This is a genomic window from Pseudomonas sp. COR18 (assembly GCF_048568395.1).
Classification (GTDB): Bacteria; Pseudomonadota; Gammaproteobacteria; order Pseudomonadales; family Pseudomonadaceae; genus Aquipseudomonas; species Aquipseudomonas fuscovaginae_B.
Genome location: NZ_CP183808.1, coordinates 6,770,465 through 6,793,539 on the forward strand (window position 1 = coordinate 6,770,465; position 23,075 = coordinate 6,793,539).

Below are 23,075 nucleotides of genomic sequence, written 5' to 3' on the forward strand. Positions count from 1 at the left end.
ACGCCCCGCGATACGGGGGATGTCCGATAAAACGTGAATGACTAGCTGCTCGCCGACGGCGCCTTGATCCCGCTGACCCGCCGGCTGCGGGACAACTGCAGCAGCGCATACGAGGCACCGATCGCCACGATCGCGATCAGGCACTGGGCTAGGCTGATCTGCATCGTCGGGTCGAAGGCCATGCTCACCAGCACCGCCACGATCGAGGCGGTCACCAGCAGCGGCAGCCAGGGATGCCCCCACATGGCGAACTTCAGCGAGCCCTCTGCCACCCACCGGCGGCGCAGCTTGAGTTGCGACAGGCAGATCACCAGGTAGACGAAGAGGAACACCGTGCCGGAGGAGTTGATCAGGAACTGGAACACGGTGTCGGGCCACAGCGCCGCGATGACCACGCAGCCATAGCCGACCAGCGTCGAGGCGATCACGCCACGCACCGGTACACCCTTGCGGTTCACCGCGGTGATCCAGCGTGGCGCCTCATCGTTGGAGGCCAGCACATAGAGCAGGCGCGAAGAGGTATAGAGCCCGGCATTGAGCACCGACAGCACCGCGACCAGAATCACCGCCGTCAGCATGTGTCCGGCCCCCGGGATGCCGATATGCTCCAGCGTGGCCACGAACGGCGACTTGCCGGGCTTGATGTCGGTCCATGGCTGCACCACCACGATGAAGAAGGTGGCCATCACGAAGAACACCAGGATGCGCAGCATCACGGTATTGACCGCCTTGCGGATGTTGCGCGACGGGTCTTCGGACTCGGCGGCGGCCAGGGTCGCGACCTCCACGCCGGTCATGGAAAAGATCACCACGACCACCCCGGTGAACAGCGACGTCACGCCGTGGGGCAGGAAACCACCGTGCTCGACCAGGTTGCCGAAACTGGCATCCGAACCCGGCCACAGCTTGAACGCATAAAGTCCTGCCACGACCAGAAACACCACGATGGCCGCGACCTTGACCCCGGCGAACCAGTACTCGGCCTCACCGAAGGAATGCACCGACATCAGGTTCAGCAGGGTCATGCCCACCATCAGCCCGAGCGCGATGACCCACACCGGAATGTCCGGCAGCCAGGCATTGATGATCTGCCCGCCGACCACGGCTTCGAAGCCGACGACGATGACCCAGAAATACCAGTAGAGCCAGCCGGTCATGTACCCCGCCGGACGGCCAAAGGCCAGGCGGGCATAATCGACGAAGGAACCCTTGGCGGGATGTGCGGCGGCCATTTCGCCCAGTATGCGCATCACCAGCGCAACGATGAGGCCGGTAATGGCATAGGTGATGAAGGCACCAGGGCCGGTTGAGGCGATAACGGCACTGGAACCCACGAACAGACCGGCACCGATCACACCGCCCAGGGCGAGCATGCTGATGTGCCGAGTCTTGAGTGCACGCTTCAAACGCGGATCATGTTCCGACTGAATAGGCATAAGTCGTCTCCTTTTATTATTTAGTAATCAACGCTGCCTGCGCGGAAGGTTATGCGCCGCCCCGGGGGCTGAACATCGTGAAAATCCAGGTGCCGGATCGTTCATTTGTACAAATGTATGAACGAAATCCTCACGCAGCCGAGCACGCCGGGGGCGGGTGAGAAAGCCCTCGGCGCAGCCAGGGAAGATGGGGGGATGGTGAGACAGCCACTGCCACAGCATCGACAGGGTTGAATGGACGTGCGTTGACTGACTGGTTAAGGTCCCGTGGCAGGACACACCTTCCACACGTTTACCAGAGAGACCGTCACATGGACGTACGCTGCACATCGATCGAAGAAGTTCGCCAGCATATCGACCGGATCGACCGCGAGGTCGTCACCCTACTGGCCCGCCGCGGTGGCCTGGTGGCGCAGGCCGCCACCTTCAAGAAAACCACGGACGATGTTCGTGCGCCGGCCAGGGTCGAACAGGTCATCGCCAAGGTGCGTGGCATCGCCGGTGAGGTCGGTGCCTCACCCGAGGTGGTCGAGCAGGTCTACCGGGCGATGATCGCCGCGTTCATCGAACAGGAACTGCAGACCCACGCGGCCCTGCAGGAGCAGTGAAGCCGCCGGTTGCCCGCTCGACCGGGCAACCGGCCCGGCGTTCAGGCATCGCTCAGCAGGCTGGCCTTTTCCGGCTGCCCATGCTGACGGGCCGTCACCAACCCGATAAAGGAAATCGCCAACGCCAGGACGATGGTCGAGGTCACTTCCGTGCGGTGCTCGGGCGTTGCCATCATCACCCCCAGTGCCGCGCAGATGAAGGCGATCACCAGATAGGTCAGCCACGGGAACAGCCACATGTGAAAGGCCAGCTCGATGTTCTGCCGCTGCAGGTGCCGACGCATGCGCAACTGCGAGATCGCGATCACCAGGTACACCAGCAGCGCGATTGCACCGGAACTGGCCAGCAGGAAATCGAACAGGCCAGCCGGGGCGAAGTAGCTGAACAGGGTCACGCCGGCACCGAGCACACTGCTGGCGATCACCGCCGCACGCGGCACACCGGCCGACGAGGTTCGCTTGAGTGGCCGGGGCGCATCACCGCGCTTGCCCAGCGAGAACAGCATGCGCGAGGCGATATAGATCGACGAGTTCATGCAACTGGCCACGGCGATCAGCACCACCGCATCCACCATGAACTTGGCGTGGGGAATGTTCATCAGTTCCAGTGCCCGCTGGTAGGAGCCCACCGTCGTCAGTTGCGGATCGTTCCAGGGCACCACGGAGATGACCACGAAGATCGACAGCAGGTAGAACACGCCGATCCGCCAGATCACCGAACGGGTCGCCTTGGCGATGTTGCGCGACGGATCGTTGGATTCGGCTGCGGCGATGGTCACCGCCTCGGTACCGATGAAACTGAACATGATGGTGATGAAGGCACCGACCACCGCCGACAGGCCATTGGGTGCAAAACCACCGTGCTCGGCCATGAGCCGGCTCAGGCCGCTGGCCTCGCGCTCGGGAACCCAGCCCATCAGCACGGCGAAACCGACGCCGATGAAACCGATGATCGCCACGACCTTGGCCATGGCGAACCAGAACTCGAACTCGCCGTACTTGGACACGCTGAACAGGTTGGTCACCACCAGCAGCACGATCGACAGCAGGGCGAACAGCCAGGCATCGATCCCCGGGAACCACTGGTTCAGCACATGCCCGGCGGCCAGGGCCTCGATCGGGATCACCAGCACCCAGAACCACCAGTAGAGCCAGCCGATGGTGAAGCCGGCCCAGCGGCCGATGGCCTGGTCGGCGTAGGTGGAGAAGGAACCGGTGTCGGGATTGGCGACGGCCATTTCGCCGAGCATGCGCATCACCAGCACCACCAGCAGCCCGGAAAACAGATAGGCCAGCAGCACGGCGGGACCGGCCGCGGCAATGGCATGCCCCGAACCGACGAACAGGCCTGCACCGATGATCCCTGCAATAGACAGCATCGTGACATGGCGCGGCTTGAAGCCCTGCGCCAATTGGCCGTTGGAATCCTTGGGGTTCAGGCTATGCATTGTTTTTCTTCCCTAAAGCGTCGCAACGAGACGGCACGCCACTTTACGGACTTTGAACGACAGGCAAATGTCCTGAGCACGTCGCTCATCGAACTGATTTCGACATGGAACGATCGTGCCTGGAGCCGGCGATCCGGCGTCCGGATTCATTCACGAACGGGGTCAGCGGAAACATCCGGAGCCATTGATTCGGCCGCCCGCCAGAGCCGGATCCTGTAGCCTCCAGAGGCTCTGGCAGCAGGAGCAGCAACAGCTGCAAAAGGTTCAGGCGTGGCTGATCGAGCAGGCCGTCAGACCGTTTCTCTCCAGATAACGCTGCTGGTCCTCTGCCGCCAGCTCGAACGTTCCCAGCGGCACGACGACCGTGGCGATGGCCCGGTTGAACCGCCTCGAAGCCTCGAGTTCCGCCCGTGCCAATTCGGCAATGGCCGCCTGCTGCGGCGAGTGGACAAAGATCGCCGAACGATATTTCACCCCGATATTATCGCCCTGACGGTCCTGCGACGTCGGGTCATGCAGCCCCCAGAACGCCTCGACCAGCGCCGGATAGTCGATGACGCCAGGATCGAAATCGACCTGAACCACCTCGATCAGCGGCTCGCTGCGACCCGCTTGCGCCGCGTAGCCGACCCGGCTGTCCACCACTCCGTGCAGCTCGCGCAAGGCCGCTTCGGCGCCCCAGAAACAGCCCGCGCCGAAGTTGGCCTGTTGTAACCCGCTCATGAGCTCACCTCCCCTGCTTGCAAGTGCTCGTTCAATTGCCGGATGTGCTCCGGGCCGATACCGCAGCAGCCACCGACGATCAGCGCGCCTTCATCGACCCAGCGCTGCGCCCATTGCAGGTAGGCCGCCGGGCCCAGGTCGGCACGAATATCGAGCAGGGTGTCGTTGGCCTGGGCGTCTTCGCTGACCGGCGCAAACGCGTTGGCATAGACCCCCAGTTGCAATTCGCCGGCCTGCGCCGCGAGTGCCTGTCGCGCGCTGATCAACGCCGGGCCCATGCTCTCGGGCTGGCTGCAGTTGAACAGCAGCGCACTGGCACCCAGTTCCAGCGCCACCTGCGCCGCCTGCTCGATGCTTTCGCCGGAGCGCAGGCGCGGTACATCATCTGGCAAGGCGTCCACCAGGGTGAAAGACAGCCACAGCGGCTTGTCGTCACGGCCCAGCGCCTCGCGTACCGCCCGGGCCTCGGCCAGGGAACTCTGGGTTTCCGCCAGCCACAGGTCGACATGCGGGCCCAGGCCGGCAATCAGCTCACGGTGAATGGCCAGCGAACGCTGGTGGTCGAACAGATCCGGCCGATAGGAACCCAGCGCCGGGGGCAGCGAACCGGCCACCCGCACATCGGTCCCCTCGGCCGCCTCCCGCGCCAGTCGGCCGGACAGCGCCGCCAGCCCACGGCCATCGCTGGCGAAACGCGCCTCACCGATATGAAACGGCACCACCGCGTAGCTGTTGCTGGTGATCACCTGGGCACCGGCCTCGATAAAGGCGCGGTGTACCCGGGTCACATGCTCCGGGCCCTGCAACAGCGCCAGCGCCGACCACTCCGGCTGCCGGAACGGCGCTCCGATACGCTTGAGTTCGCGCCCCATGCCGCCGTCGAGCAGCGTCAATGCGCGCCGGCTCATTGCGCCGCCACCTTGTCGCCAGCAGCCTGCAGCCACTGGTTGACGGTCGCCGGGTTGGCCGCGACCCAGGCCTTGGCGGCCTTCTCGGCCGGTTGCTTTTCACGCTCGATCTTCAGGATCAGTTCGTTCAGCGAGGTCGGGTCGATGCTCACGTTCTCGAGGAACGCGGCGATACGCGGCGCGCGCTGGCGCAGGCTGGCGGATGCGAGAATGTGCACCTTGGCATCCGGATAGGCGCAGGTGATGCTGCTCTTGTTCAGCCAGTCGGTATCGACGGTCGGGCTGATGAACTTCCAACAGCCGTCGGCCTTGTACAGCGGGTCGCCCTTCTTGTTGTCCTGGGCGTAGCCGTCGAACGGCGGCTCATCCAGGCGACGCAGGTCATAGGCGGAGAAGATCCAGTCCGGGGTGTAGGCATAAAACACCACGCCACGCCCGGCCTTGTAGGCGGCATCCAGGCGCGCGTAGGTGACCGCGGCCTCGGTGGAGACCGACTCGAAGTTCCTGGCGAAGCCGAAGTCCTTGGCCTTGATCTCGCCGATGTAGGTCGACTCCCAGCCGGCCGGTCCCACCAGCAGTTGCGCCTGGCCACCGCCGGGCGGCGCGAACAGCTGGGCCACCTCGGGTTTGCGCAGGTCATAGACCGACTTCACACCGTACTTGTCCTGGATGTAGCCGGGAATGTAGAAGCCCTGCACACCAAGGTAAGGCTGCTTGTTGGGGACCAGCGAACGGGTACCGCCGGTGACGTACCTGGCCCATGCCGCCGACTGGTTCGGCAGCCAGATGTCGGTGAGCACGTCGACCGAACCATCGCCCTTGGCCGCGGCGGCGAACAGCACCGGCACGTCACCGGCCAGATAGGAGACATCGCCGTCGAGCCGGGAACTGATGATGTCGCCAAGGATGTACTGGATGGCGACGGCGCCGGTCCAGTTCTGCTCGCCGATGACGATCTTGTCCTTGGCCAGTGCTGCCGTGGCCGGCAGCAAGGCCCCCAGCAGAGCGGCGCCGGCCAGGGCGCGGGAGAGGAACTTGGGCATGAACGGGGTTACTCCTGAATGAAACGATGACGTTTGCGAAGGGAAGCCTGGATGATCCGGTCCGGTACCAGGGCACAGAAAACGATGGCGATGCCGGCGAGAACGCCCTCACCGCCCTTGATGTTGCGCAGCGCGGTCATGACGTCGTAGCCCAGGCCGCCCGCGCCGATCAGCGCTGCGACGACCACCATCGACAGGCTCATGACGATGGTCTGGTTGACGCCCAGCAGCAGCGAACCGGCCGCCAGGGGCAACTCGACCCGGGTCAGCGTCTGCCAGGGTGTCGCCCCATGGGCCACGGCTGCCTCCACCGCCGCCTTGGGCACCTCCTGAATGCCGAGAGCGGTGAGACGAATCATCGGTGCCAGGGCGAAGACCACCGTGGCGATGACCGCAGGCGTCTTGCCCACGGAAAAGAACGCCACCGCCGGAATCAGGTAGACGAAGGTCGGCAGGGTCTGCATGACGTCCAGCCATGGCGTGATCAGGCGCCGCGCCAGGGGCCGCTTGGCCAGCAGGATGCCGGTGGGAATGCCAATCAGCAGCGACAGCAGCACGGAGGCGCCAACCAGGGCGATGGTCGAGACGGTGTGTTCCCAGAAGCCGAACAGGCCGATATAGCCCAGAGCCAGGGCACAGGTCAGGGCCAGCGGCGCACCGGCGCTGCGCCAGGCCAGGTAGACCAGCGCCAGTGCCGGCACCGGCCAGGGGATCCAGCTCAATGCGCCTTCCACGCCCTCGATGACCGAGCGCACCGCGACAATCACCCCGACGAAGGCGCTTTCGAAGGTCAGTTGGGACCAGCCGATCAACCGGTCGATGCCACCCGCAATCGCCAGCATGCTGTCGCGGTCGGCCGGAAACTGCAGCCAGGCACCGGCCGCGTCAGGGGTGAAGGCGCGCCACAGGGTCAGCACCTGGCTTGCCAGCAACAGGGCTGCGGGCAATGCCCAGGCGTGCGGCGCACGGCCCTGAGCGTGACGGCTCAACCCGGCACTGGCGGCGCGGTTGCCCAGCAGTACGGCCAGGGCAACGGCCACGCCCACGGTGGAACCGCTGCGCCAACTGCCGCCAAGCAATGCCAACGATGCCAGTTCGATCAGCAGTGCCAGCCAGAACAGCCCATTGCGTCCGACCGCAGCCAACGCAGCCGGGCCCAGCAGCCAGGAAGTGAGGCCCGTCTTGCCCGATACGGTCTGCGTCACGTGCGCCGGTGCTGCGTCCTCTGGCGCGCCAGGCACCGCCAACGGCGCGGCAGCGCGCGGCCGCTCATCGAAGAAGTCCGCCACGCCGGCATCCGCCGGGTGTTCGAGCAGTTCCTGCGGCGTGCCGACCTGGATCAGCTCGCCAGCGCGCAACACGGCAATGCGATCGGCCAGGCGCAGGGCCTCGCCCGGGTCATGGGTGACCAGCAAGGTGGTGATGCCGCGCTCACGTACCAGTTGCAGGAAGCGCCCCTGGAGGTCGCGGCGGATGGTCGGGTCCAAGGCGCTGAACGGTTCATCCATCAGCAGGATGTCGGGCTCGGTCACCAACGCCCGCGCCAGTCCGACCCGTTGCTGCATGCCGCCGGACAGCTCATGGGGAAAATGCTCGCCCCACTCCGCCAGCCCCACCGCCTGCAATTGTCGCTGTGCCGCAGCCAGCCGGGCGGCCTCCGGCTCGCCGCGCAGTTCGAGGGGCAGGGCCACGTTGTCACGCACGCTGCGATGGGGCAACAGGCCGAAATGCTGGAACACCATGCCGATGCGCTGCGAGCGCAACTCGCGCAGCGCCTGGGCAGACAGGCTGCCCAGGGCCGTGCCCTCGATCAGCACCTCGCCGCTGCTCGGTTCGATCAACCGGTTGACGTGGCGCAACAGTGTCGACTTGCCGCTGCCCGATGTACCCATCAGGCACAGCACTTCGCCGCGCCGTACCGCCAGGCTCACGTGCTCCACGGCATTGTTCGAGGTGTGCCGCCCATTGCCGGCATAGCACTTGGTCACGCCGCGGAACTCCAACGCGATATCGGAGGCCGAGGACGGCAGCGGGGAGAGGGTTGGCGCGTGGGAAGGCACCGGCACGGCGGCACTCTCCCGGCCCCTGGCAATCAGTTGGTAGTCACTAGCGCTCACGTGTGCCCCTGGAATTCATAAACTTTCCAGGTGTACATGGCAGACTTCATGCCAACCATAAAATCTTTGAAATACAATGGCTTGCCAACATATCAGCGCAACGCGCCTGCTGCTAAACCAGCATCGCTGCCCGCCAACTGTTGGCGGGCGAACAGCGTTTACACTTCAGTCGGCGATCAGCGCTGCGGGTTCAGCGTGGCGTTGTCGATGACGAAACGGTACTTCACCTCGCCCTTGAGCATGCGCTCGTAGGCATCGTTGATCTCGTCGGCGCGGATCAGTTCGATGTCGGCGGTAATCCCGTGTTCGGCGCAGAAATCCAGCATTTCCTGGGTTTCGGGGATGCCGCCGATCATCGAGCCGGCAATGGTGCGACGCTTCATGATCATGTTGAACACGTTGGGCGACGGATGCGGCGAAGCCGGTGCGCCGACCAGCGACAGGGCACCGTCACGCTTGAGCAGGACCAGGAACGCATCGAGGTCGTGCGGGGCAGCCACCGTGTTGAGGATCAGGTCGAAGCTCTTGGCATGGGCGGCCATCTCGTGGGCATCGCGCGACACCACCACTTCATCCGCGCCCAGCGCCTGGGCGGCCTCGCGCTTGGAGGCCGAGGTGGTGAACGCCACCACGTGCGCGCCCATGGCGTGGGCCAGCTTGATACCCATGTGCCCCAGGCCACCGATACCGACCACACCGATCTTCTTGCCGGGCCCGGCATTCCAGTGCCGCAACGGCGAATAGGTGGTGATGCCGGCACACAGCAGCGGCGCAACAGCGGCCAACTGGTTTTCCGGGTGAGCGATGCGCAGGACATAACGTTCATGCACGACGATCTTTTCCGAGTAGCCACCCTGGGTCCAGCCCGGGGCATCGGGCGTCGGGAAGTTGTAGGTGCCGATCATCCCGTCGCAATAGTTCTCCAGGCCCTCGTCGCAGTCGGCGCAATGCCTGCAACTGTCGACGATGCAGCCGACCCCGACCAGGTCGCCGGCCTTGAAGCCGCTGACGTGGGCGCCGACCGCACTGACGCGACCGACGATTTCGTGGCCGGGTACGCAGGGATAACGGGTACCCTCCCACTCGGAACGCACCTGGTGCAGGTCGGAATGGCAGACGCCGCAGAAGGCGATGTCGATCTGGACATCGTGGGCACCGGGCGCACGACGGGTGATCTGCAGGGATTGGAGTGGTTTATCGCCCGCATGGGCACCATAGGCATGCACTTGCATCGGAATTTTCCTCTGGCCGTGAATCGAACGGGCGGTTGCACGCGGCAACGACCCGGCTACCCATATTCACAGGGAGGAGGCGGACCGCAGTAGCGCAATCCGGTCGTATTCTTGCCTGATCCTCTCGATAGCACAGGCAAGACCGGAGAGGACACTGGACTATCGGCCGATCGGCATGGGGCGCAGGTCCTGATCCGCCACAACGGGTCGAAAATCTTTTCCTGCCCGGGCAGGCCCGGCATGAACCGGGACGGCGCTGCTGCACAGGCAGCAGGCCAGCAGCAATCGATGCTTCCCCACCATCATCCGCCTCTCCCCGCCCATCCCTGCCGTTCCCACAGGCCACGTCCTGCAAGGGCTGCAGCCTTGCCCGGGGCGCTGGCACACATCCTGCTCACCCCCCCGGGACTGCCGGCCCGCCCGGTGCCCATGGAGCGACACGATGATGAGAACCGCTGACGCAGCACGCCTACTGATCCTGGCTGCCCTGTTCGGTGGCGCAGTGATCCTGGCTCCGGCACAGCCGCGCCAGGACGGCTTCGCCAATATCGCTCCAGGGCATGCCGCATGGGCCCCCAAGGACTACTGGCCGGGCCCCTGAGCCCTGCCGACGTCTTCATCCAACCAGGAAGCAATCCATGAAACTGCCGTTCAAGCTGGCCTGCGGTGCCGGCCTTCTCGCCCTGTCGCTGCAGACCCTGGCCGCCGTGCATGCGCCACGCCCGGATCCGCAACAGGGCGATGGCCGCGTGTCGCCCTTCTACACCTGGCAACAGGAGATTCCGGCCCAACCCGGCAAGCTGCTGCGCAGCGAGCCTCTGCCGGTACAACTGAGCCTGGCCGAGGCCGGCGCCCAGCAACGCATCCTCTACAGCTCCACCAACGGCATCGACGGCAAGACGCCGATCGTGGTGTCCGGCGCGCTGTTTTTGCCCAAGGGCAAGGCTCCCACCGGTGGCTGGCCGGTGGTGTCCTGGGGCCATGGCACGGTTGGCGTGGCGGATATCTGCGCGCCGTCCTGGGCCGGTCGTTCGATCCGTGACGTCAACTACCTCAACGCCTGGCTGCGCGAGGGTTATGCCGTGGTCGCCACCGACTACCAGGGCCTGGGCGTGCCCGGCGGGCATCCGCTGCTCAACAGCCGCGTGGCCGCCTACGGCATTCTCGATGCCGCACGTGCGGTGATCGCCGGCACACCGGGGCTGGCCAACAAGGTGCTGATCGTCGGCCAGTCGCAAGGCGGCGCCGGTGCCTATGCGGCGGCAGCCTATGCGCCGGACTACAGCCCGGCCCTGGGCGTCAAGGGCACGGTGGCCACCGGGGTGATCTACAAGATCACCGATAACAAAACCCGCCCACCGAAGGACCCGAACCAGGTCGATGAAACCCTCGCCTACGGCTTCTACACCCTGCTCGCGCAACAGCAGTACGACCCGAGCATCGATCCGCAGGACTATTTCACCCGCGAGGCCCTGCCGTTCGTGGAGCAGGCCCGTACCAGTTGCCTGGCTGCGCTGGAGGCAGACACCGTGTTCAGCGGTCGGACCCTCGCCAACACCCGCAAGCAACCCAGCGCCGAAGCCGCGGCAAAACTGCGGCCGTGGATCCAGGCGATCGACTTCCCGACGCTGAAGCTCAAGCAGCCGATCTTCATCGGTGCCGGCGAGACCGACCCGAGCACCACCGCGCAAAGCCAGAGCAGCCTGGCCCGCGACAGTTGCGCGGCGGGCAGCGTGGTCGAGGCCCATGTGTATGCCGGGCTGGAACACAGCGGCACGGTCAACGCCTCGCTGAAGGACTCGATTCCCTTCGCCCGCAAGGTGCTCGCCGGTGAACCGATCACGCCGGTCTGCAACCCGACTCCGCAGTAGCCACCGCTTGAGGCGGTACATGCCCGGGGATCAATTGGGGCACAATGGCCACTGATCCCCGGAGCAAGAACAACGCCCAATGTCCCTACGCGAATTCCGCACCCTGGTCGCCATTGCCCAGTACGGCTCCTTCGCCCGTGCCGCCGAAGCCATCCACCTGACGCAATCGGCGGTCAGCCTGCACGTGAAGAGCCTCGAGGACACCTTCGGCGCGCCATTGTTCGACCGCACCCGGCGTATCCCGCTAATGACGCCGGCCGGTCACCTGGTGCTCGATCGGGCCCGGGAGATCCTGGCGATCCACGACAGCATCGCCGCCGACCTCAGCGACGGTTCACAGCTGCGCGGCACCTTGCGCATCGGCGCGATCCACACAGCCCTGTCCGGCTTCCTGCCGGCCGCGCTGGCGGCACTGAGCGCCGAGCATCCGCACCTGCGGGTGAACGTGGCGTCCGGCATGTCCGCTGAGCTGGCCATTCGCATCGACAACGGCGAACTGGATGCGGCCATCACCACCGAGCCGGTCAAGCCCTACCCCTTCGGGCTGGTCAGTACCCCGCTGTACCAGGAAGGGTTCTGGATCGTCGCCCCGGCCAACCTGCCCTGCCGCGATCCGCGCGGCTTGCTGCAGGACTACCCGTTCATCCGCTTCGACCGCCGGGCCTGGGCCGGCAGGACGATAGAGCGGGAACTGCGCAGGCTGCGCATACGGGTACAGACCAGCATGGAACTGGACAGCCAGGACGCCATCCTGCAGATGGTCGCCAGCGGTCTGGGTGTGTCGATCATCCCGCTGTCGCGGCAGAACCTGCCGGCATCGCGCAAGATGCTTTGCCTGCCCTTCGGCGAACCGCAGCAGATGCGCACGGTGGTTCTGCTCGAACGCGAGGATCGCCCGGCGGGACGCTCGGCCCAGGCCCTCGTGCAAGCGGTGCGCGCCCAGGCCGGGCACGCGACAACCCATGAGAAATTATCAAGCTAGCGGCAATTTTATATCGTTTTTTATTGTCGATCGTGAACGCTATCGTGGGGCGGTTCGTTGCCATCCGAGAGCGCCATGCCTGCTACCACCGATCAACCGACCCTCACCGCGCAGAAAACCCGACAGCGCCCTCATCCGGCACCGGGAGCCTGTCGATGAACGCCACGCTGATCCTGGCGCTGGTGCCCATCGCCTTGCTGATCGCCCTGGGAGCGTGGTTGCGACATGCCCGCTTTCTCGCCGAAGGCTTCTGGCCCCAGGCCGAACGCCTGGGCTACTACGTGCTGCTGCCGGCGCTGTTCTTCCACGGCCTGTCCAGCGCGCAATTGGGCGACATTCCGGTCAGGGAGATGATTCTCGCACTGGTGCTGCCCACCCTGGCGGTAGCGGCCATTCTGGTACTGGTACGACGCAACCTGGCCGTCGACGACCCGGCCTTCACCTCGTTGTTCCAGGGTGGCGTGCGCTTCAACAACTACGTCGGAGTCTCCGCTGCCGCCGGGCTGTTCGGCAGCCACGGCATCGCCCTGGCCGCAGTCGCCAATGCAGCCATCGTGCCCACGGTGAACATCCTCTGCGTACTGGTCTTCGCCCGTTATGGGAGTGGTACGAGGCTCGGCCTGGCAGGCGTGGCCCGGCAGCTCGCGCTCAATCCACTGGTGGTGGCCTGTACCCTGGGCATCCTCATGCAGCTCACGGGTACCCGCTTGCCGGCCGGCCTCGAACCGACCCTGAAGGCGCTGGGCCAGGCCTCACTGCCCCTGGGCCTGCTCTGCGTGGGGGCCGCCCTGGACCTCGCCGCCTCACGCAGTTGGCTACGACCGGTGGGCGTTTCGTCAGTCGCCAAGTTCATCGCCATGCCCCTGACGACCCTGCTGATCTGCCACCTGCTGGGCCTGCGTGGCGAAGCCGCGATTGCCGCTATCCTGTTCCAGGCACTGCCCACCGCGTCGTCCTCGTACATCATGGCCCGCCAGTTGGGCGGCGATGCGCCGTTGATGGCCGGCATCATCGCCAGCCAGACCCTGCTCGCGGGCATCACCCTGCCGCTGGTGGTCATGGGCTGCACCCAGTGGTTGTAAGGGAGCCGGGGCTGACGCCAACCGGCCATCACGGGTATCGTGGCGCCTGACACCCGCCCCCGGATATCGCACTGATGGACACAGACACACCGCCCCCCGTCTCGGACTGGGTGGTACGCAACGCACAACCCGGACGAGTGGAACGGATCGAAGCCTGGTTCGGCGGCCACGGCTACGATCCGCACCGCCATGACACCTATTCCATCGGCCGCACGCTCGCCGGCGTGCAGAGCTTCCACTACAAGGGCTCGCTGCGCCATGGCATCCCCGGCAACACCCTCGTCCTGCACCCCGATGAGCTGCACGACGGCATGGCCGGTACCGAGGCCGGCTTTCGCTATCGCATGGCCTACGTCGACCCGGCGTTGATCCAGCAGGTGCTCGGCGGCGAGCCGCTGCCGTACATCGCCGGCGGGCTTTCCCAGGATCCGCGCCTGTATCACGCCAGCGAGGCGTTCGTGCAAGGCATGGATCATCCGCTCGATACCCTGGAGGAACAGGACGCCCTGTTCGACCTGGCCATGGCCCTGCGGGCGGTCGCCGGCAAGCCCCGTGGACGCAAGCGCCTGGACTACCCGGCGGCCGAAAGGGCCAGGGAGTTCATCGTGGCGCACCTGAACCAGGAGATTACCCTGGAGATGCTCGAGCACGTCAGCGGCCGCGAGCGCTGGAGCCTGTCCCGGGATTTCCGGGTCCTGTATGGCACCAGCCCCTATCGCTTCGTGACCCTGCGCCGCCTGGACCAGTTCCGCCGACTGATCCTCGACGGTTTCACCCTGGTCGACGCCGCCCTGATCAGCGGTTTCCACGACCAGAGCCACATGACCCGCCACTTCACCCGCTGCTACGGAGTCCCGCCTTCACGCTGGCTGGAGCGCCTGCGGGCCAGCGGCCGACTTGCAGGATCGTACAAGTGCCACTGATCAGCCTTTGGCTAGACTGACGGCTCCCATTCATAAAGAGGATTCGTCATGTCCCATTCCCTGCCCGAGCCGAGCCTGCAAGCCGTGAACCTGGCCCACAAGGTGTCGCTGATCGATGAGCACTGGAGTCCGAAAGTGGTCGCCGAGATGAACGACTATCAGTTCAAGGTGGTGCGCATCGAGGGTGAGTTCATCTGGCATTCCCACCCGGAAACCGACGAGGCGTTCATCGTGCTGGACGGGACCCTGCGCATCGACCTGCCCCATGGCAGCGTGTACGTCGGCCCGGGCGAGCTGTATGTGGTGCCGCGCGGCGTGGAACACCGGACGGCCGCCGACAGCGAGGCCCGGCTGATGATCATCGAGCCGCGGGGCATTGTGAACACAGGCCATGAGGGCGGCGAGCTGACGGCGCCCAACGATCTCTGGATCTGAGTCAGAGCGATCAGGGCCGTGCCCCTCACCGGCTTCAGAGACAGGCCCAGGTGAGGCCGGCCAGGGCTGCGGCCAGCAGGTATCCGCAACCGGGTTGGAACAGCAGCAACAGCACCGTCACCCCCAAGGCTTGTGTAACCGCTTGCCGGGGGTGAGCCAAAGACAGTTGGCTGCCATAGGCAGGGAGCGTGCACCGCCGAACACTGCGGCAAAAAAAATGTTACGACAATGGACTCACTTGGTGCACACTCGCCCCGCCTTGAAGCATCCTGCACATATTCAACGGTGATTTCCCCCTAAAAATGTGCGCTTCGCACATAAAAAAATGTCAGACCTGCCCGCTTTTTCTGCCCATCCCGAGCCGCTGAAAGTGGGCCTGGTTATTGCTCATGCCCCGGCAACGCAAGCCCACCTTTCATTGCACCGTTTTTCGGTTCGGAGAAAAGCACATGAGTTCCACCGGCGAATTTCCCCTGAGTGAAGCACCCTCCCATGCCCGCAAGGGACTGCTGTCCATTTCCATGGTGCTGTTCAGCTTCACCTTCTTCACCGGCACCATGTTCGCCGGCGGCAAACTGGGCATGGCCTTCAATTTCGTCGACATGCTGTGGGTCGCGGCCATCGGCAACAGCCTGCTGGCGCTGTATGCCGCGGTGCTGGCCTTGATCGCCTCGCGTAGCGGCCTCAATACCGTCCTGATGGGTCGCTTCTGCTTCGGCGAAGCCGGCAGCCGCCTGTCCGACTTCATCCTCGGTTTCGCCGAACTGGGCTGGTACGCCTGGGGCACCGCCACCGTGGCCATCGTGCTGGTGAAGATGCTCGGGCTGGCGAGCGGCCTGACCATTCCATTGATGATCCTGTTCGGCCTGGGCTTCAGCCTGACCGCGATCATCGGCTACAAGGGCCTGGACGTGCTGTCGCGGGTTTCGGTACCGCTGATGTTCATCCTGCTGGTGATCTCGATGGTCATCGCCACCCGCAAGATCGGCGGCCTGCAGGGCCTGGCCGCAGTGATCCCGCATGAGGCCATGAGCTTTTCCGCAGCGGTGACCATGGTCTTCGGCACCTTCGCCAGCGGCGCTACCCAGGCCACCAACTGGACCCGGCTGGCGCGCAGCGGACGGGTCGCGGTCATCGCCAGCGTGATCAGCTTCCTGGTCGGCAACGGCCTGATGATCGTCGCCGGCGCCTGGTGCGCGATCGTCTACCAGCAGGCCGACATCGTCGAGGTGATGATGTTGCAGGGGCTGTCCTTCGCCGCCGTGGTCATGCTCTGCCTGAACCTGTGGACCATCCAGGGCCCGACCATCTACAACGTCTCGGCCGCGGCCTGCCACCTGCTGCGCAGCGAGCGTCGCCGCAGCATGACCCTGGCCGCGGCCGGTGTCGGCATCCTGCTGGCCATCGGCGGCATGTACGAAATGCTCATCCCGTTCCTGGTACTGCTCGGCTCGATCATCCCGCCGATCGGCGGCGTGATCATGGCCGATTTCTGGTACCGCCATCGCGGCAAGTATCCGCAACTGGCGAGCGTCAAGCTGCCGCGCTACAACTTCAATGGGCTGGCGGCCTATGCCGTCGGCGCCCTGCTGGCGTACAGCTCGCCCTGGGTCGCGCCACTGGTGGGCATCGCCGCCTCCGCGGTGTGCTACATCGGCCTGGTGGAACTGCGTGGCCGGGACAGTGCCCTTCACCCCATGCAAGGTGGTCAATGAGCCTGACGGTCGAGGAAATCCTCAAGCTTCCCGGGCTTGAGGAACTGCGCGTACGTGCCGGCGCCGCTCACCTGCAGCGCAGCGTGCGCTGGCCCTACGTGGCCGAGAACGAAGGCATCGCCGAGTGGGTAATGGGCGGCGAACTGGTGTTCGTCACCGGCATCAACCACAGCCGCGAGGAAGGCAACCTGCTCAGCCTGGTGGAGGATGGGGTCGCCGTCGGCATCGCCGGGCTGGTGATTCTCACCGGCGAGGCCTTCATCCAGCGCATTCCCCAGGCGGTCATCGAGCGCGCCGAACAGCTCGGCCTGCCGCTGATCGAGCAACCCTACCTGCTGAAGATGGTGGTGGTCACCCACGCCATCGGTACCGCGCTGGCGCACATGGCCCAGGCCAGGCGCTCGCGGCAGGATATTCTCGGCCAGTTGCTGACCGGCGACTACCCGAGCCTGGCCATCGCCCGCCAGCGCGCCGCCCATGCGCAACTGCCGGTCGAGGGACCGCGGCGCCTGCTGGCCTTGCGGCTGTCGGCGGTCAACCTGCTGTTCGAACGCCACGCGCCCGACCAGGCGGAACAGTTGCTGCAAAAGACCCGCCAGGCGTTGCAGGATCACCTGGAAGCCTGGAGCCGGCAGCAGCCCGAGCCGCTGCCGGTGATCCTGCAAGGCGACCTGTTCGTGCTGCTGCTCGCCGAGCATGCCGAGCTACCCCAGGCCCTCACGGCGCTGTATCGCAGCGCCAGCGGGCAGATCGGCGAGCTGAACCTGTTCATGGGCCTGGCCAGCCGCGTCGAGGACTGCGGGCAGTATCGCCGGGCCCTGGGCGAGGCCCGCCAGGCGCTGGACGTCGCCGAAAGCCTGCGCCCGGCCAGCGGCCTGTGCGACTTCAGCGAGCTGGGCGTGCTGCGCCTGCTGCAGGGTATCGGCGACCGCACACTGATCGATGACTTCGTCAGGCAGACCCTCGGCCCGCTGATCGGCACCGGGCGCAAGCAGCCACTGACCCTGCTCAGAACCCTCGACGCTCTGCTCCAGGAAAACGCCAACACCTTCAAGGCGGCCAGCCGCCTGCAGATCCACCGCAACACGCTGGCCCAACGCATCCAGCGCATCGAACAACAAAGCGGGCAATCACTGGACGACCCGCTGTTTCGCATGAATGCCGCCGTGGCCCTGCTGGCCTGGCGCATGACTCAAACCTGTAAGGAGCCTGCATGAACATCATCAATGCCCGCCTGCGCGGCAAGACCGGCCTCTATCGCATCGAACTCGACGGCGAGCGCATCAGCGCCATCGTCGCCCAGCCCGGCGTGGCCCAGGCACAAGCGGCGGACCTGGACGCCGACCAGAACCTGGTCACCGCGCCCTTCATCGAACCGCACATCCACCTCGACGCCACGCTGACTGCCGGCGAACCGAGCTGGAACATGAGCGGCACGCTGTTCGAGGGCATCGAGCGCTGGGCCGAACGCAAGGCCCTGGTCACCCATGAAGACACCAAGACCCGCGCACGCAAGACCATCGACATGCTGGTCGACCACGGTATCCAGCACGTGCGCACCCACGTCGACGTCACCGACCCGACCCTGGCCGCACTCAAGGCCATGGTCGAAGTCCGCGAGCAAACCCGCCACCTGATCGACCTGCAGATCGTCGCCTTCCCCCAGGAAGGCATCGAGTCGTACAAGAATGGTCGTGAGCTGATGACCGAGGCCGTGGCGCTGGGTGCCGACGTGGTCGGCGGCATTCCGCACTTCGAGAACACCCGCGACCAGGGCGTGTCCTCGGTGAAGTTCCTGATGGACCTGGCCGAACGCACCGGCTGCCTGGTCGACGTGCACTGCGACGAGACCGACGACCCGCAGTCGCGCTTCCTCGAAGTGCTCGCCGAAGAGGCGCGGGTCCGCGACATGGGTAGCAGGGTCACCGCCAGCCACACCGTGGCGATGGGTTCCTACGACAACGCCTATTGCTCCAAGCTGTTCCGCCTGCTCAAGCTGTCCGGGCTCAACTTCGTCTCCTGCCCGACCGAGAGCATCCACCTGCAAGGACGTTTCGACACCTTTCCCAAGCGCCGTGGCGTCACCCGCGTGGCCGAACTGGACCGGGCCGGCCTGAACGTCTGCTTCGGCCAGGACTCCATCGTCGACCCCTGGTACCCCCTGGGCAACGGCAACATCCTGCGGGTACTCGAAGCCGGCCTGCACATCTGTCACATGCTCGGCTACCAGGACCTCACCCGCGCCCTGGACCTGATCACCGACAACAGCGCCCGTACCCTGAACCTCGGCGAGCGCTACGGCATCGAGACCGGGCGCCCGGCCAACCTGCTGATCCTGTCGGCACCGGACGACTACGAGATGATCCGCCGCCAGGGCCAGGTGCTGGTATCGATCCGCGCGGGCAAGGTGCTGCTCAAGCGGACGCCGGCGACGGTGGAACGCTTCTGAGGACGAACCGAGCCGAAATTAATACCCGGATAATATTGAATTTATATTTTAATCCGGGTATTAATTACCTCCTTGACTGGAGGGATGATCAAATGTCCGATCTGCTTACAAAACCTGCTACTGCCTTCGAAGCGTATCGCCTGTTGAGTTCCGGGCCGCTGGTGGAAGTGGCACTGGCCGTCAAGGCGGCCAACGAAAGCGACTCGCACCAAACGGTGCTGGTATTCGACGATGTCACCGGCCGGGTCATCGACCTGGACCTGCGTGGCACCAAGGCCGACATCATCGAGCGCCTGTCCCAGCCACCCAGGCCATCTGCCGGGCGCTATCGTCCACGCAAGGACGCGCCCACCGAGCCCGCGGCGGACCAGCCCACGGAACCGAAAGGCCGTGGCCGGCCGAAACTCGGCGTGGTGGCCCGCGAAGTGACCCTGCTGCCCCGACAATGGGAATGGCTGGCGGAGCAACCCGGCGGCGCTTCCGCCGTGCTGCGCCGCCTGGTCGACGACGCGCGCAAGAACGGCGGCTCACGCCAGCAGCGGCGCGCGGCCCAGGAGGCCGCCTACCAATTCATGCTGGCCATCGCCGGCGACTTCCCCGACTACGAGGAAGCGACCCGGGCACTGTTCGCCGACGACCGCGCGGGCCTGGAACAACGCATTGCGACCTGGCCCGAGGATATACGCAGCCATGTGCTACGCCTGGCGTTCGAACACCCGGCCAACCTCCAGTAAACCGGCCACCGAACACTGTCGCATGGAGCACGTCATGACCACCCTGCACGCCAATGGCCTGGAACTGGCCTACGACAGTTTCGGCAACCCCCACGACCCGGCGATCCTGCTGATCGCCGGGCTCGGTAGCCAGATGATCCGCTGGAGCGAACCCTTCTGCCGAGCCCTGGCGGTCGAAGGGTTCCGGGTGATTCGCTTCGACAATCGCGACAGCGGCGGCTCGACCCACTTCGGCCAGCACGGCACGCCGGACCTCGGCGCCCTGATGGCCGGGCAACGCCCCCAGGTGCCCTACAGCCTGCACGACATGGCCGGGGATGCCCTGGGCCTGCTCGACGCCCTCGCCATCGACCGAGCCCACGTGGTGGGCCGCTCCATGGGTGGCATGATTGCCCAGTTGCTGGCCTGCGAACATCCCGAACGGGTGCTGTCGCTCACCTCGATCATGTCCAGCACCGGCAACCCGGCCCTGCCCCAGGCCGCCCCTGAGGTCATGGCGATGCTGATGCGTCCGGCACCCGACCCGGCCACCGACGAAGCCGCGTTCCTGGCCCACAGCCTGGCATTTGCCCGGCGTATCGCCGGCAGTGGCCAACCCTTCGACGAGGCAGCCCATCGCGAGCTGGTCCTGGAGGAGCGCCGTCGCGCCCGCGGCAGCGGCGGCACGCCACGGCAGATCGCGGCCATCGCCGTCACCGGCGACCTGCGTTCGCGCCTGGTGGCTGTCCGTGCCCCGACGCTGGTCATCCATGGCGCCGACGATCCGCTGATCCTGCCCGCCTGCGGCCAGGACAGCGCGGCGTCGATCCCGGGTGCCGAGTTCCTGCTGATCGAAGGCATGGGTCACGACCTGCCGCCCGCGCACTATCCGGCCATCAGCACAGCGCTCGTGCGCAACGCCCGCCGGGCGTGAATCATTGCCGGTCCGGCTCGCCGGCCAGCACGATGCCCGGCACCCTGGCGAAGTCGCCCTCGCGGGACAGTTCCGCGGTCCGTTCCAGCAGGTAACGCGCCGGCGGCTTGCCGACGGCCTTGCGGAACATGGTGACGAAACCGCTGGAGCTCTCGTAGCCCAGGTCCAGGGCCACGGTCTGCACGCTTTCACCCCGGCTCAGGCGGCGCAACGAAAGAATGACATGCAGTTGCCTGCGCCAACGGCCGAAGCTCACCCCGGTTTCCTGCAGCAGCAGGCGGCTCATGCTGCGCTCGCTCATGCCGATGCGACGCGCCCACTCGCCCATGGCAATCCTGGCGCTGGGCTCGGCCAGCAGTGCCTGGGCCAACTGACGCAGGCGCCGATCCCGCGGCATGGGCAGATGCAGGTCTTCCACCGGGGCCTGGCACAGTTCGTCCAGCAGCGTCGCCACCAGCCGCGCCTCACGCCCCTGTTCGGCATACAACTGGGGAAAGCTCGCCGCCCGCAACAGCAGTTCACGCAGCAGCGGCGACACGGTCAGGGTGCAGCAGAACTTCGGCAGGTCCGGTGCGGCATCGGGCTCGACGAACAGGCAGTAGCACTCCGTCTCGCCGGCACTGCGCGCCACATGCTGCAGGCCACCGGGGATCCAGACCGCGCACTGCGGCGGCACGATCCAGACCCCCTCGTCGACCTCGCAACTGAGGATGCCACGCACCGAATACAACAGCTGCGCCTTGCGATGCTGGTGGAGGTCATACTCCCAGCCGTCGGAGACCCGCGAAGCATGCAGGGCATAAACGGGACGGGGGATTTCGTCGACCGCCCCGTAGCCTGCCGGGTCGTCGAAAGGAATCTGTAGCATGCCGGGCTGTCCTTGAATGATGAACGGCCCTTGGCCGTTTTGAACAATAGTGTGGCCATATTGCGCAATGACGTCCAGCCAGGGGCCGGGTATCGTGAAGTCATTGCAGTGAAAACCCAGGAGAACGGACATGCAGGTCGATGACACCCACTTCCCACTGGTCTGGATGCAGGCAAACCGGACAGGCCTGGCCGCCGACGACAACCCCTTCGCCGGCTTCGAAGCCTTGCTGGAACGTCAGCAGCCCTTCGTTCTGCTCAACGAGGAGGGCCTCGGCGAAGGTCGTTATGAGCACACCCACGAGGAGCGAAAGCAGGTTTCGCTGTGGATGAAACGCCACAAGGAGCCGCTGCGGGCCTTCGTGAAGGTGGCGATCTATGTCGAGGCCGATGCGGCGACCCGGGCGGCGACCGAGTCCTTCGCCCCCGCCTACGAGAAATTCTGGGGCTACCCGATGCTGATCGTCGCCAGCCGCGACGAAGCCCTGGCACGGGCCCGGGACTACCTGGCGAACTGAGGCGAAGGCCGTGCAACCCATTCCATCCACGATAGAGGGGGCCCTGCCCCTGGTTGCCATCAGCACCGTTGAAATCCGCGCACTCGGCCAGGCGACCACAGCCCTGCAGGATCGCCTGGGCCACCTGCTCGAGGCCCTGCAAACCGGCTCCGGCTGCACGGCCTACAGCCTGGCGCGCAGCACCTCATGCCCGCGTGCCTGGATCCTGACCGGCTACTGGAGCGCCCTGGCACCCATGCGAGCGCATTTCGAACTGCCCTGCCTCAAGGAGCTGTTCGCCCTGACACGGGAGCGGCTGGCCGACCGGCTGAGGTTCGCCACCTTCGAACTGAGCCTGCCTCCACTCGAGGAACGACCGGGCAGGTGAAACGCCTGCCCGGCCCGGCTCAGTGTCGCTGCAGCCGGAGGTAGGACTGGTGCATGTCCGCCGCCCAGCCGTCGATGACCGCTTTCACATCATCGGGTTGCATCACCTGGCTGGTGTTTTCCAACGGCTTGCCGGTACCCTGGCGGACCACTTCGCCAATCACCGCATGGCTCTGGCCATCGAGAAAGGCGGTTTCCGTCGCCAGCGTGGTTTGCTGGTCACGAATCCCCGAAGCCGTGCTGACCGCCGCCGCTACCAGGGCGATCGGCACCAGCTCGTAGGGCTTGAGGCTTTCGGTCTTGCTGCTGACCGCGGTGATCGCCGCGCGGACCACCACCACGCCGGGGCCAGGCCCGTTGGCCAACGGCAGGGATTTGCCCAGCTCACGCTGCAGGGCCTGGTCGTAGTAGCGGGTGATGCCCTGCAAGGTCGCCAGGGGGATCTGCGCCGTGGGCTGGGGCGCGGGATACAGCTGGGTCGGTTCGATATAGACCCGGGTGTATTTCCTTGGCTCAAGCCGGGGGTCGACCCAGCGCATCACCTCGGCCCCCGAGGGGGTCTTCTCCCGCTTGAGCAGGCTGTAATCCTTGAGAAAACCCGAGTAGTGATCGGATTGAGCGGACTGGCCCGCACAACCGACCACCGCAAGCGCGGCGACGCACAACGCACCGATCATCAATCCTGACTTCATGCCGACACTCCTT

Annotated in this window: 23 protein-coding genes; 14 read left to right on the forward strand and 9 right to left on the reverse strand. The window is 65.6% G+C overall.

The window, feature by feature from the left end; translation table 11 throughout:
• Window positions 1–41: 41 nt before the first annotated feature.
• Window positions 42–1,436, reverse strand: a complete 1,395-nt coding sequence (locus ACM62G_RS30360) for an amino acid permease (protein ID WP_419736349.1) — start codon at window positions 1,434–1,436, stop codon at window positions 42–44.
• Window positions 1,437–1,747: 311 nt separating this feature from the next.
• Here ACM62G_RS30360 and ACM62G_RS30365 point away from each other — a divergent pair, with 311 nt between their 5' ends.
• Window positions 1,748–2,044: a chorismate mutase gene (locus ACM62G_RS30365; protein ID WP_273820473.1), complete on the forward strand. Its 297-nt coding sequence runs from the start codon at window positions 1,748–1,750 to the stop codon at window positions 2,042–2,044.
• 41 nt (window positions 2,045–2,085) lie between these two features.
• Here the strand turns inward: ACM62G_RS30365 and gabP are convergent, their stop codons facing one another.
• From gabP to ACM62G_RS30395, 6 genes are all read right to left on the reverse strand, one after another.
• A complete protein-coding gene (gene gabP, locus ACM62G_RS30370; protein ID WP_419736350.1) occupies window positions 2,086–3,492 on the reverse strand; it encodes a GABA permease in 1,407 nt (468 codons plus the stop codon).
• Window positions 3,493–3,756: 264 nt separating this feature from the next.
• Window positions 3,757–4,215, reverse strand: coding sequence for a peptide-methionine (S)-S-oxide reductase MsrA (gene msrA / locus ACM62G_RS30375; RefSeq protein WP_419736351.1), 459 nt, complete (start codon window positions 4,213–4,215; stop codon window positions 3,757–3,759).
• On the reverse strand, window positions 4,212–5,123 hold the full coding sequence (locus ACM62G_RS30380; protein ID WP_419736352.1) for a homocysteine S-methyltransferase family protein: 912 nt from the start codon (window positions 5,121–5,123) through the stop codon (window positions 4,212–4,214). Before ACM62G_RS30380 ends, msrA begins: the two co-directional genes overlap by 4 nt.
• Complete coding sequence (locus ACM62G_RS30385; RefSeq protein WP_054062600.1) at window positions 5,120–6,166, reverse strand: glycine betaine ABC transporter substrate-binding protein; 1,047 nt, start codon at window positions 6,164–6,166, stop codon at window positions 5,120–5,122. Before ACM62G_RS30385 ends, ACM62G_RS30380 begins: the two co-directional genes overlap by 4 nt.
• An 8-nt stretch (window positions 6,167–6,174) precedes the next feature.
• Complete coding sequence (locus tag ACM62G_RS30390) at window positions 6,175–8,232, reverse strand: ATP-binding cassette domain-containing protein (protein ID WP_419737582.1); 2,058 nt, start codon at window positions 8,230–8,232, stop codon at window positions 6,175–6,177.
• 227 nt (window positions 8,233–8,459) lie between these two features.
• Complete coding sequence (locus ACM62G_RS30395) at window positions 8,460–9,515, reverse strand: NAD(P)-dependent alcohol dehydrogenase (RefSeq protein WP_054060787.1); 1,056 nt, start codon at window positions 9,513–9,515, stop codon at window positions 8,460–8,462.
• A gap of 442 nt (window positions 9,516–9,957) precedes the next feature.
• Here ACM62G_RS30395 and ACM62G_RS30400 point away from each other — a divergent pair, with 442 nt between their 5' ends.
• The 11 genes from ACM62G_RS30400 (at window position 9,958) to ACM62G_RS30450 (ending at window position 20,619) form a co-directional block, all read left to right on the forward strand.
• The gene (locus ACM62G_RS30400; RefSeq protein ID WP_160319901.1) at window positions 9,958–10,116 is read left to right on the forward strand and encodes a hypothetical protein; all 159 of its coding nucleotides are present in this window, start codon (window positions 9,958–9,960) and stop codon (window positions 10,114–10,116) included.
• A gap of 37 nt (window positions 10,117–10,153) precedes the next feature.
• The gene (locus ACM62G_RS30405; RefSeq protein WP_054060786.1) at window positions 10,154–11,386 is read left to right on the forward strand and encodes an alpha/beta hydrolase; all 1,233 of its coding nucleotides are present in this window, start codon (window positions 10,154–10,156) and stop codon (window positions 11,384–11,386) included.
• A gap of 79 nt (window positions 11,387–11,465) precedes the next feature.
• Window positions 11,466–12,368, forward strand: coding sequence for a LysR substrate-binding domain-containing protein (locus ACM62G_RS30410; RefSeq protein WP_273820467.1), 903 nt, complete (start codon window positions 11,466–11,468; stop codon window positions 12,366–12,368).
• 155 nt (window positions 12,369–12,523) lie between these two features.
• Window positions 12,524–13,450, forward strand: coding sequence for an AEC family transporter (locus ACM62G_RS30415; protein ID WP_273820466.1), 927 nt, complete (start codon window positions 12,524–12,526; stop codon window positions 13,448–13,450).
• 74 nt (window positions 13,451–13,524) lie between these two features.
• Window positions 13,525–14,373: an AraC family transcriptional regulator gene (locus ACM62G_RS30420; RefSeq protein ID WP_054060783.1), complete on the forward strand. Its 849-nt coding sequence runs from the start codon at window positions 13,525–13,527 to the stop codon at window positions 14,371–14,373.
• A gap of 48 nt (window positions 14,374–14,421) precedes the next feature.
• Window positions 14,422–14,808: a cupin domain-containing protein gene (locus ACM62G_RS30425; RefSeq protein WP_054060782.1), complete on the forward strand. Its 387-nt coding sequence runs from the start codon at window positions 14,422–14,424 to the stop codon at window positions 14,806–14,808.
• A gap of 449 nt (window positions 14,809–15,257) precedes the next feature.
• On the forward strand, window positions 15,258–16,523 hold the full coding sequence (gene codB, locus ACM62G_RS30430; protein ID WP_054060781.1) for a cytosine permease: 1,266 nt from the start codon (window positions 15,258–15,260) through the stop codon (window positions 16,521–16,523).
• Window positions 16,520–17,740, forward strand: coding sequence for a PucR family transcriptional regulator (locus tag ACM62G_RS30435; RefSeq protein ID WP_419736353.1), 1,221 nt, complete (start codon window positions 16,520–16,522; stop codon window positions 17,738–17,740). Before codB ends, ACM62G_RS30435 begins: the two co-directional genes overlap by 4 nt.
• The gene (gene codA, locus ACM62G_RS30440; protein ID WP_419736354.1) at window positions 17,737–18,972 is read left to right on the forward strand and encodes a cytosine deaminase; all 1,236 of its coding nucleotides are present in this window, start codon (window positions 17,737–17,739) and stop codon (window positions 18,970–18,972) included. The genes ACM62G_RS30435 and codA overlap by 4 nt, the downstream gene beginning before the upstream one ends.
• Window positions 18,973–19,064: 92 nt before the next feature.
• Complete coding sequence (locus tag ACM62G_RS30445) at window positions 19,065–19,706, forward strand: DUF2239 family protein (RefSeq protein ID WP_273820462.1); 642 nt, start codon at window positions 19,065–19,067, stop codon at window positions 19,704–19,706.
• 34 nt (window positions 19,707–19,740) lie between these two features.
• The gene (locus ACM62G_RS30450; protein WP_419736355.1) at window positions 19,741–20,619 is read left to right on the forward strand and encodes an alpha/beta fold hydrolase; all 879 of its coding nucleotides are present in this window, start codon (window positions 19,741–19,743) and stop codon (window positions 20,617–20,619) included.
• Between the two features lies 1 nt (window position 20,620).
• On the opposite strand, the gene ACM62G_RS30455 is transcribed toward ACM62G_RS30450, so the two are convergent.
• Window positions 20,621–21,487 carry an AraC family transcriptional regulator gene (locus ACM62G_RS30455; RefSeq protein WP_054061235.1) on the reverse strand — a complete coding sequence of 289 codons (867 nt, stop codon included), beginning with the start codon at window positions 21,485–21,487 and terminating at the stop codon, window positions 20,621–20,623.
• 130 nt (window positions 21,488–21,617) lie between these two features.
• Here ACM62G_RS30455 and ACM62G_RS30460 point away from each other — a divergent pair, with 130 nt between their 5' ends.
• Window positions 21,618–22,004, forward strand: a complete 387-nt coding sequence (locus ACM62G_RS30460) for a hypothetical protein (protein ID WP_273820460.1) — start codon at window positions 21,618–21,620, stop codon at window positions 22,002–22,004.
• 10 nt (window positions 22,005–22,014) lie between these two features.
• On the forward strand, window positions 22,015–22,371 hold the full coding sequence (locus ACM62G_RS30465) for an antibiotic biosynthesis monooxygenase (protein ID WP_273820459.1): 357 nt from the start codon (window positions 22,015–22,017) through the stop codon (window positions 22,369–22,371).
• Between the two features lie 19 nt (window positions 22,372–22,390).
• On the opposite strand, the gene ACM62G_RS30470 is transcribed toward ACM62G_RS30465, so the two are convergent.
• A complete protein-coding gene (locus ACM62G_RS30470; protein ID WP_273820458.1) occupies window positions 22,391–23,062 on the reverse strand; it encodes a DUF3313 domain-containing protein in 672 nt (223 codons plus the stop codon).
• Window positions 23,063–23,075 lie beyond the last annotated feature (13 nt).